Here is a 10,178-nt window from a genome sequence, read left to right on the forward strand (position 1 = left end):
AGGTCGTCGGACCAGACCGGGACACCGTCGGGGGTGTGGGCGTACGGCGGGAGCGACTGGTAGAACTCGGCGAGTTCACCGGGGTCGGAGCAGACCAGCACCACGCACTGCAGATCAGCGATCACGGGGGTAGAGCCTATTCGGCTGTCTACGGGCTCGACCACTCATAACTGAGATCGCGGAGACAGGCCCTAGTCGTCGGGGCTGGTGTTGAGGGCGCCGCACGACCAGCAGGTCCACGCGCCCGGCAGCTCGTAGTGGGTCGTGGTCCAAAAGCCCTTGGGGCGGCCCTTGATGTGGTTGGTCTCCCAGCCCCGACCACGCAGGTCAGGTCTCTTGTCCGGCAGGGGTGGCGAGACGTTGCGCCCTGTGTGGATCCGGTGGTGAGGGCCCGGGGCCGGGCGCTGGCGGTTTCCGGGCCCTCACGTGGGTTCGCGCATGCCGGGGGATGTTCGTGACGCGATGTTGTACCCAACGACTACCAAAGGGTGTGTGGCACGCCCTGGGGGAGGGGTGGGTGGGTTGGCGGTCTGGGGTACGCGGTGGGAGGTGGTGGCATGGGTGGGCCCGTGGCGGTACGGCAACGATGACCGTGTCGCTGCGGGCCTTTTCGCGGTGCGGGTTCCTGGCCGGTGGTCAGTCTTCGAAAGTGTCTGCGCCAGGGTGCAGGCACCGGGCCTCGTCCAGTACGTCTTTTGTTCGTGCGGGCAGGGGTTGGTGGGTGTGTGCCCAGGTGATGACGGCTTCGGCGACGGTGTGCAGTTTGGTGTTGGCGAGCTGGGAGGCGATGCGCAGGACGGTGAAGCCGTCGTCGGGGCTGAGCTGGTGCAGGCAGATCAGGACGCCGATGGCCTGGTCGATGGTGGCGTGTGAGGCGACGGCCCGTTGGAGCTGGGTGACTTCCATTTCCAGCCGTGCCACCTGCTCGCCACTGCCCGCCACGGCGGGGTACTGCTTGCCGTTGGGCGGGCGGGGTGAAGGGTGGCTGGGGTGGGAGGCCATGCGGTCAGTCCTCAGACGTGGACGGGAGTTCGCCGGGCTACCTTTCGCCTGCCCGGAGTGAGCGGGATCATCCGGAAGACCCGATCTTCCCGCCCCTGCACGTCTCTGGCGGCCCGCTGGGGCAGCGGTTGCGGCTCGTTGTGTCAGGTGGTGAGGGCGTCGCGGAGGCTGGGGTGGCAGGGGATGACGGTGTCGACGCCGACGATCTCCAGGGTGCGCATCACGGAGTCCGGAACGCTGGCCAGGCGCAGCCGGCCGCCTGCCTCGGTGAGGTCGCGGTGGGCGGTCAGGAGGACATTGATGCCGCTGGAGTCCATGAACGTCACCTGCCGCATGTCGACGACGACGCGGGGCGGGTCGCCGAGTCCGCCGGGGGCCAGGGCCTGGACGAGCGGGCCGGCGCTGGTGTGAATGTGACGGCCGCGCTGGGCCTGGTCCAGGAGGCGCTGCCGCTGCTGCGGGCGTCGGCGGCGGGCACGGTGATCGCGGTCAGCTCGGACGCGGCGGCGGAGGCGTACGAGACCTGGGGCGGCTACGGCGCCTCGAAGGCGGCCCTGGACCAGCTGGCGGCGGTGCTGGGGGTGGAGGAGCCGGGGCTGCGGGTGTGGGCGGTGGACCCCGGGGACATGGCGACCGACCTGTACGCGGCGGCCGTGCCCGGGGACGGCGATCCGCGGCCGGCGCCCGGCAGTGTCGTACCGGCGTTCCTGCGGCTGCTGGACGAGCGGCCGGCCAGCGGACGGTACGCGGCGCCGGCTCTGGCGGAGGGGCGATGACGACGATCGTGCGGGTGCCCGGGGAGCGGTCCGCGCGCGTGCCGGTCGAGCAGCGGGGGCCGGGCCTGGACCGGGACGCGGTACGGCTGCTGGTGTCGCACGGCACCGAGGTGACGCACCGCACCGTCCGGGAGCTGCCGCGGCTGCTGCGGGCCGGGGACCTGCTGGTGGTGAACACCTCGCCCACGCTGGCCGCGGCGGTGGACGCGCGGCTCGGGCACGCGCGCGTGGTGGTGCACTTCTCCACGCGCGGGGACGACGGGCGCTGGGCGGTCGAGCTGCGGGAACCGGACGGCCGGGGCACCACACGCGCGCGTGCGGGCACGCATGCGGGGGCAGAGGTGGGGTTGCCGGGCGGGGCGCGGCTGGTGCTGGAGGAGCCGCTGAGCGCGCGCGGCGAGCGGCTTTGGTGGGCGCGGGCCGAGGGGGCGCGGGTCCTGGACCTGCTGCGGGAGCACGGGAGGCCCATCCGCTACGCGTACACGGAGCGCGACCAGCCCCTGTCGGTGTACCAGACGGTGTTCGCGCTGCCGTCGCCGGACGGGTCGGGCAGCGCGGAGATGCCGAGTGCGGCGCGGCCCTTCACCGCGCGGCTGGTGGCGGAGCTGGTGAGCCGGGGGGTGCAGTTCGCGCCGGTCGCGCTGCACACGGGGGTGGCGTCCGCGGAGGCGCACGAGCCGCCGTATCCGGAGCGGTTCTCGGTGCCGGAGGCGTCGGCGCGGCTGATCAACGCGGTGCGGGCCGGGGCGGAGCGGGTGATCGCGGTCGGTACGACGGCCGTGCGGGCCGTGGAGTCGGCCGCGGGGCCGGACGGGGCGGTGCGGGCGGCCGGGGGCTGGACGGATCTGGTGGTCACGCCCGAGCGCGGGGTGCGGGTGGTGGACGGGCTGCTGACCGGGCTGCACGAGCCGGAGGCCTCGCATCTGCTGATGCTGGAGGCGGTCGCCGGGCGGGCCGCGGTCGACCGTGCCTACGAGGAGGCGCTGCGCGGGCGCTATCTGTGGCACGAGTTCGGCGACGTCCATCTCATCCTGCCCGAGGAGCCTCACTGAGCGCGTTGCGTCGGCAACTACCGGTGAGACCGCCGTGCACCCGATGTGAGCCCCCGCATAGGGCCCACATCACGTACGAACGGGCATAGGAGATAAAGCCGTCCACATGAACGGGACAGACGACCCTATCTGTCCCGTTTTGCCCTTCCCTGATCCACTACCCAGGATCGTACGTCACATCTTTGCCATGGCATTTTGCGGCCGCTAAGAATTGCACCCGTCGCTCAGCGTCGTGGGTTCAACCCCGCGGCGTTCGTGCGGGAGGAACTGATTCCCCCGGCGGACGCAGGAGCGACCTCCGCGCTATCGAAGAGGTCCGTCAGCCATGCCCAAGAACATCCTCAGCCGTGCTCATAGTCGTCTTGCCCCGACCCGGCGGCACAAGGTCGCCATCGCCGGTGTCGCCGCCCTCGGCACCGCCGCCATAGCCCTGTCGGCCGTGCCCAGCAGCGCCGAGACCGTCACCACCGGTGCTCCCGCCACGACGGCCCAGGTCGCCTCCAGCGTCACGCTGCAGAACGTCAAGGGCACGGTCACCGACCAGCTGGCCACCCAGAACCTCAAGCTCGACAACTTCGCCGCGCAGAAGAAGGCCGCCGACGCGGCCGTCGCCCAGCAGCGCGCCGAGGCCACCGCGAAGAAGGCCGCCGCCGACGCCGCCGCCAGGAAGGCCGCGCAGGAGCACACCGCCCAGGACACCGCGAGCCGCTCCGTGCAGCGCCTCGACATCCAGCCGGTCGCCGCGAAGACCTACGCGAACAACCTGGACGGCTGGATCAACCAGGCGCTGGACATCATGAAGCAGCACAACATCCCGGGCTCCTACAGCGGCCTGCACCGCAACATCATGCGTGAGTCCTCGGGCAACCCGATGGCCATCAACAACTGGGACGTCAACGCCGCCAACGGCATCCCGTCCAAGGGCCTGCTGCAGGTGATCCAGCCCACCTTCAACACGTACCACGTGTCCGGCACGTCCTCGAACATCTACGACCCGGTCGCCAACATCACCGCCGCCGCGAACTACGCGGCCCACCGGTACGGCTCGATCGACAACGTCAACAGCGCGTACTGAGGGCTGGCGCGGACCTCAGCACGTAAGCCGAAGGGCGGCACCCCGGGAACGGGGCGCCGCCCTTCGGCGTCGTACGGGCGCGGTTACTTGCGCATGACCTCCGGCTCGTGCCGGCGCAGGAAGCGGGACACGAAGAAGCCGCAGACCACACCGAGCACGATCAGCGCGACCATGTCCATGCCCCAGGCCCCGGCCGTGTGGTTCCACAGCGGGTCGGTGCTGGTCGGGTCGTCGGTGTTCGGGGCGATGTTGTTGAAGTCGAGCGTGGCGCCGGCCGCGGCCACCGCCCAGCGCGACGGCATCAGGTACGAGAACTCGTTCACACCGAGCGTGCCGTGCAGGGTGAAGAGGCAGCCGGTGAACACGACCTGGATGATCGCGAACATCACCAGCAGCGGCATGGTCTTCTCGGCGGTCTTCACCAGCGAGGAGATCACCAGGCCGAACATCATCGAGGTGAAGCCCAGCGCCATGATCGGCAGGCACAGCTCGAAGAGCGTGGAGCCGCCGAGGACGAGACCCCGGTCGGGGATCTCGCGGCTGGAGAAGCCGATCACACCGACCATCAGGCCCTGCAGCACCGTGACGGCGCCGAGCACGACGACCTTGGACATCAGGTACGCCGACCGGGACAGGCCGGTCGCGCGCTCCCGCTCGTAGATCACCCGTTCCTTGATCAGCTCACGCACGGAGTTCGCGGCGCCCGCGAAGCACGCGCCGACCGCGAGGATCAGCAGCACGGTGGTGGCCGTGCCGTTCGGGACGTGCACGCCGGTCCTCGGGTTGACCATCGGGTTGACCAGCAGGCCGTGCTTGTGGTCGATCAGCAGGCTGACCGCGCCGAGCACCGCCGGCAGGATCACCGTCAGCGCCAGGAATCCCTTGTCGGAGACGATGACCGACACATAGCGCCGGACCAGGGTCATCAGCTGCGAGCCCCACGCCTGCGGCTTGGGCGGCTTGATGGCCTGCGGCGGAGGCATGTGTACGGCCTGCGGGGCGACCGCGTCGATGTCCGCGGCGTACATCTGGTAGTGCTGCGAGCCCTTCCAGCGTCCCGCCCAGTCGTAGTCGCGGTAGTTCTCGAAGGCGGAGAAGACGTCGGCCCAGCTGTCGTAGCCGAAGAAGTTCAGCGCCTCCTCCGGCGGCCCGAAGTAGGCCACGGCACCGCCCGGCGCCATCACCAGCAGCTTGTCGCACAGTGCCAGCTCGGCCACCGAGTGGGTGACCACCAGGACCGTACGGCCGTCGTCGGCGAGGCCGCGCAGCAGCTGCATGACGTCACGGTCCATGCCCGGGTCGAGGCCGGAGGTCGGCTCGTCCAGGAAGATCAGCGACGGCTTGGTGAGCAGCTCGAGGGCCACCGAGACACGCTTGCGCTGGCCACCGGAGAGGGAGGTGACCTTCTTGTCCTTGTGGACGTCCAGCTTCAGCTCGCGCAGCACCTCGTCGATGCGGGCGTCGCGCTCCTGCGCGGTGGTGTCGGCCGGGAAGCGCAGCTTGGCCGCGTACTTCAGGGCCTTCTTGACGGTCAGCTCCTTGTGCAGGATGTCGTCCTGCGGAACGAGACCTATGCGCTGGCGCAGCTCCGCGAACTGCTTGTACAGGTTGCGGTTGTCGTACAGCACCTCGCCCTGGTTGGCGGGCCGGTAGCCGGTGAGCGCCTTGAGCAGGGTCGACTTGCCGGAGCCGGACGGGCCGATGACCGCGACCAGGGACTTCTCCGGGACGCCGAAGGAGACGTCCTTCAGGATCTGCTTGCCGCCGTCTACGGTGACGGTCAGATGGCGCGCGGAGAAGGAGACCTCACCGGTGTCGACGAACTCCTCGAGCCGGTCGCCGACGATCCGGAAGGTGGAGTGGCCGACGCCGACGATGTCGGCCGGGCCCAGCTGCACCGAGCCGCCCTTGGGGATCGGCTGGCCGTTGACGTAGGTGCCGTTGTGCGAGCCGAGGTCGCGGATCTCCAGCCGGCCGTCCGCCGTGGCGTGGAACTCGGCGTGGTTGCGGGAGACCTGCAGGTCGGAGACGACCAGGTCGTTCTCCAGGGCACGGCCGATGCGCATCACGCGGTCGAGCGAGAACTGGTGGAACGTGGTCGGGCTGCGGTCGCCGTAGACCGGCGGTGCCCCCGCGCCACCACCGGGCGTCTGCTGCGCGTGCTGGTCCCCCGGACCGGCCTGCTGCGGGAACGCGGGTGCCTGCTGCGGCTGTTGCCAGCCGGCCTGCTGTGCCTGCTGGCGCGCGGGCGCCTGGTGCGGCACCCCCTGCTGGGGCGCGTTCGCGGCCGCCTGCGGCGGGGCCTGCTGCGCCCAGCCGGGCGCGCCGGCGCCCTGCGCGGCGTACGGCGCCGACTGCGGCTGACTCACCGCGGCCGACGAGAGGTTCACCCGCGGCCCGTCCGTCGCGTTGCCGAGATGCAGCGACGAGCCCGGACCGATCTCCGTCTGCTGGACCCGACGGCCCTGCGCGAACGTGCCGTTGGTGCTGCCGTGGTCCTCGACGACCCAACTGCGGCCGTTGAAGCTGACCGTGGCGTGTCGCCAGGAGACCCTGGCGTCGTCGAAGACGATGTCACCCTGCGGATCGCGGCCGAGGGTGTAAGGCCTGGACGGGTCGAGCGTCCAGGTCCGTCCGTTTGATTCCAGTACGAGTTCCGGCACTCCATGCCCCACTGAGTTGTCCCCCGAATTTCCCCCATCACAGGGAGTCTAGGGATGTCGAACATCGTGGGGAACTATTTCAGGCCCGGCCCTCTGACCGAAACCCGGGCCTTGCCGCGAGCGCCCTCACGCGCTTCGACTCGCGCCGTTGACGGGGTTGAAACCGGGCCGGAGAGTGGTAATCCCCGCGAGGGGGGACAAGCGCGGCTGCGGTGCCGCGCCGCGGATCGGGGGGTCTGCCATGAGCTCTGCCACGGATGCCCGGACCGCGGGTCACCGGGGGACGCTGCCCTGGACGGACGTCCTGCTGTCCGCGATCGCCGCGGTGAGCTGGGCGTTGATAGGGATGGCCGGCACGGCCGCGCTCGGTCTGCACCTGCTCCAGGCCGATGCCGCGGGCTCACTGGGCCCCATGACGGCGGCCGTTGTGGCGCTCGGGGCGGGCGGTTCGGTGTCTCCGTCGGGCGATGTGTCCGCCTTCGGCCTGACGGGCGCGCAGGCGCACACCGCCATCGAGATCACGCCACTGGGGGTGAGCCTGGTCGGTGCGCTGCTGCTGTCGTGGTTCTTCCTGCGGTCCTTGCGCACGGCGGGAGTTGTCGTCGCGCCCGCCGAACTCCTCGTGCGCGCGGGCACGGTGGCCGTGCTCTTCGTGGCGATGCTGGGCGGCCTCGCCTGGGCCGGTCACGACGTCATCACCCTCGACGGCGGCTCGCTCGGCCTGGACCGGTTGCCGGGCGGGGGCGGCAAGGGCGGCGGGCTGAGCGTTCCGGGGCTCGGGGACGTGAGCGGACTGCTGCCGGACCGGATCGGCGACCTGATCCACGCGAAGGCCGCGGTCGGCTTCACCGTGGACACCCCGGCCACCCTGCTCGGCGGCCTCGGCTGGTGCGTCGGCGTCCTGCTGATCGCGCTGCTCGCCTCCCGCCGCACTCCCCTGCCGCCCGGCTGGAGCGCGGTGCACCGGGTGGTGCGGCCGGCGGTCTCGGCGCTCGTCACCGTGCTGCTGGTGGCCGTGGCGGCCGGGTGCGCGGCGGCGGTGTACGCGGCGATCGGCGACGACCATCCCCGGCGGATCGCCGGCGCGGCCCTGCTCGGCGCGCCGAACGGCGTCTGGCTCGGCATCCCCCTCGGTCTGTTCGTCCCCTGGGACGGCAGGGCCACGGGCGAACTCGGCAAGCTGCTCCCCCATCCGCTGGACCAGTTGCTCAGCGCGCGTTCCGACCAGCCGGTGACGGTGGGCCGGCTGGCCGACCTGGACGGGCGGGTGTGGCTGCTGGTGGTGGCGGCGGTCGTGACGATGCTGCTGGCCGGGGTGCTGACGGCGGTACGCACGCCGGTGGCACGGCCCCCCGGCAGCGCCCTCGGATTCGCCGGCCGGTGCGCGCTGCGGCTCGGTGTCACGACCGCCCTCGCCCTGCCCCTGCTCGCCTGGCTGACGAACGTGTCCGTGGACGCCTCCCTGTCCGTCCTCGGCTTCGACGCCTTCGGCGCGGGCATCGTGCTCCACGGCCACCTGGGCATGGCGCTGCTCCTGGGCGCCGTGTGGGGCGCGGGAGCCGGGGCGGCGGGAGCGCTGCTGGCCCGCGCGACCGGGGCGGCGGGGACCCGCGCGGTGTGGGCGGCTCGGAGCGGGGCCGGGAATGCGGTGGGGGCGGCCGGGCCCGGTGAGGGGGCCGGTGCCCATGTGCCGAGCGGCGCGGGCGGGCACGGCGACGGGACCGGGCCCTACGTGCCGAGCACGCCGTACCGGCCGCCGAACCCCGACACCAACCCCTACCTCCAGCTGCCGGACCAGGTGCGTGAGGAGCCGCGGGACGCCCCGCCGCCGGCCGGGAACGACATGTACGGCGCCCCGACCATCGCCCGCCCGCTCGGCCCCGCCTCCTCGCCGCCCCGGCGCCGTCCGGCCCCCCGGCCGGGCGCTCGCCCCGGGGGCCAGGACGGCTCCGAGTGGCCGCCGCCCCCACCTCCACCGGCCCCACCGGGGAGGCCCCCGCGCCGGGGGTGAGACGACCGAGGCGCCGAGGGGGCCGGCACAGGCTGCGGTGACACGACGCTCCGCGAGACCGCCGTGCGTCGGCCGCCGGGGAGGTCACGGCGGCCCGCTGCCGCCGGAGAGGTCACGCGGCCTCCCGGCGCCGACGGGGCTGCGGCGCTCCCCGGCCTGTATGGAGCTGCTCACCCGGCCCACCCGTGGCACAGTCGTGGTGGAGCCGTGTGCGGCGGTGTGCGAGGGGGTGCGCCGTCTCCCGGCAGGTCATTCCCCGGCAAGATCCCCGACACCGGACGGCCACCCATTGTTCCGTGTCCGTCAGGCGGACCTCGGCGGCGGACGGCACTGGGTGCCGGATACGGTGGTGACACCATGAGCGCTTCGCAGACTCCCGAGGTTCCCACTCTCCTCGTCAAGATCTTCGGCAAGGACCGGCCGGGCATCACGGCCGGCCTCTTCGACACGCTTGCCGCCTACTCCGTCGACGTGGTCGACATCGAGCAGGTCGTCACCCGGGGGCGCCTGGTGCTGTGCGCGCTGGTGACCGAGCCGCCGGCCGGTGTGGAGGGCGACCTGCGGGCGACCGTGCACAGCTGGGCCGAGTCGATGAAGATGCAGGCGGAGATCATCTCGGGGCGCGGCGACAACCGCCCGCGCGGCCTCGGCCGCTCCCTGGTGACCGTCCTCGGCCATCCGCTCACCGCCGAGTCGACCGCCGCCATCGCCGCCCGTATCGCGAGGGCCGGCGGCAACATCGACCGTATCTTCCGGCTCGCCAAGTACCCGGTGACCGCTGTGGAGTTCGCCGTCTCCGGTGTGGAGACCGAGCCGCTGCGCACGGCCCTGGCGTCGGACGCGGCGGCACTGGGTGTCGACATCGCGGTCGTCTCGGCGGGCCTGCACCGGCGCGCGCAGCGGCTGGTGGTCATGGACGTGGACTCCACCCTGATCCAGGACGAGGTCATCGAGCTGTTCGCGGCGCACGCGGGCTGCGAGGACAAGGTCGCCGAGGTGACGGCGGCGGCGATGCGCGGCGAGCTGGACTTCGAGCAGTCGCTGCACGCGCGCGTGGCCCTGCTGGCGGGCCTGGACGCCTCGGTGGTGGAGAAGGTGCGCAACGAGGTCCGGCTGACCCCGGGCGCGCGCACCCTGATCCGCACGCTGAAGCGGCTGGGATACCAGGTCGGTGTGGTCTCGGGTGGCTTCACGCAGGTCACGGACGATCTGAAGGAGCGGCTGGGGCTCGACTTCGCCCAGGCCAACACGCTGGAGATCGTCGACGGCAGGCTGACCGGCCGGGTCACCGGCGAGATCGTGGACCGGGCGGGCAAGGCCCGGCTGCTGCGCCGGTTCGCCGCGGAGGCCGGGGTGCCGCTGTCGCAGACGGTGGCGATCGGCGACGGCGCCAACGACCTGGACATGCTGAACGCGGCGGGTCTCGGCGTCGCCTTCAACGCCAAGCCGGTGGTCCGCGAGGCGGCGCACACGGCGGTGAACTTCCCCTTCCTCGACACGGTGCTCTACCTGCTCGGCGTCACCCGGGAAGAGGTCGAGGCGGCTCTGGAACAGCGCGGCGCACATCACGCCGGCCATGCCGATCATCCAGAAGGGCCG

General features: G+C 72.0%; 7 protein-coding genes and 1 pseudogene. 5 read left to right on the top strand and 3 right to left on the bottom strand.

Going from position 1 to position 10,178, the window contains the following annotated elements:
- Positions 1 to 636: 636 nt before the first annotated feature.
- Both ACWEN3_RS32600 and ACWEN3_RS32605 read right to left on the bottom strand, forming a co-directional pair.
- Positions 637 to 1,002, bottom strand: a complete 366-nt coding sequence (locus ACWEN3_RS32600; protein WP_452978138.1) for an ANTAR domain-containing protein — start codon at positions 1,000 to 1,002, stop codon at positions 637 to 639.
- A 143-nt stretch (positions 1,003 to 1,145) separates the two neighbouring features.
- The gene (locus tag ACWEN3_RS32605; RefSeq protein WP_452978154.1) at positions 1,146 to 1,442 is read right to left on the bottom strand and encodes an STAS domain-containing protein; all 297 of its coding nucleotides are present in this window, start codon (positions 1,440 to 1,442) and stop codon (positions 1,146 to 1,148) included.
- Here ACWEN3_RS32605 and ACWEN3_RS32610 point away from each other — a divergent pair.
- From ACWEN3_RS32610 to ACWEN3_RS32620, 3 genes and pseudogenes are all read left to right on the top strand, one after another.
- Positions 1,395 to 1,778, top strand: a pseudogene (locus ACWEN3_RS32610) (SDR family NAD(P)-dependent oxidoreductase); the annotation flags it as partial. The gene ACWEN3_RS32605 and the pseudogene ACWEN3_RS32610 overlap by 48 nt on opposite strands.
- Positions 1,775 to 2,830, top strand: coding sequence for an S-adenosylmethionine:tRNA ribosyltransferase-isomerase (locus ACWEN3_RS32615; protein ID WP_452978140.1), 1,056 nt, complete (start codon positions 1,775 to 1,777; stop codon positions 2,828 to 2,830). The pseudogene ACWEN3_RS32610 and the gene ACWEN3_RS32615, both read left to right, overlap by 4 nt.
- Before the next feature lie 325 nt (positions 2,831 to 3,155).
- Positions 3,156 to 3,905 (top strand): transglycosylase SLT domain-containing protein, encoded by a 750-nt coding sequence (locus tag ACWEN3_RS32620; protein ID WP_452978143.1) that lies wholly within the window; start codon positions 3,156 to 3,158, stop codon positions 3,903 to 3,905.
- An 83-nt stretch (positions 3,906 to 3,988) separates the two neighbouring features.
- On the opposite strand, the gene ACWEN3_RS32625 is transcribed toward ACWEN3_RS32620, so the two are convergent.
- Complete coding sequence (locus ACWEN3_RS32625; RefSeq protein WP_452978145.1) at positions 3,989 to 6,568, bottom strand: FHA domain-containing protein; 2,580 nt, start codon at positions 6,566 to 6,568, stop codon at positions 3,989 to 3,991.
- Between the two features lie 241 nt (positions 6,569 to 6,809).
- Here ACWEN3_RS32625 and ACWEN3_RS32630 point away from each other — a divergent pair, with 241 nt between their 5' ends.
- Positions 6,810 to 8,579, top strand: a complete 1,770-nt coding sequence (locus ACWEN3_RS32630; RefSeq protein ID WP_452978148.1) for a streptophobe family protein — start codon at positions 6,810 to 6,812, stop codon at positions 8,577 to 8,579.
- 357 nt (positions 8,580 to 8,936) lie between these two features.
- A partial coding sequence (gene serB / locus ACWEN3_RS32635; protein WP_452978151.1) for a phosphoserine phosphatase SerB occupies positions 8,937 to 10,178 on the top strand: 1,242 nt, incomplete at its 3' end.

The organism is Streptomyces sp. NPDC004561 (assembly GCF_053602155.1).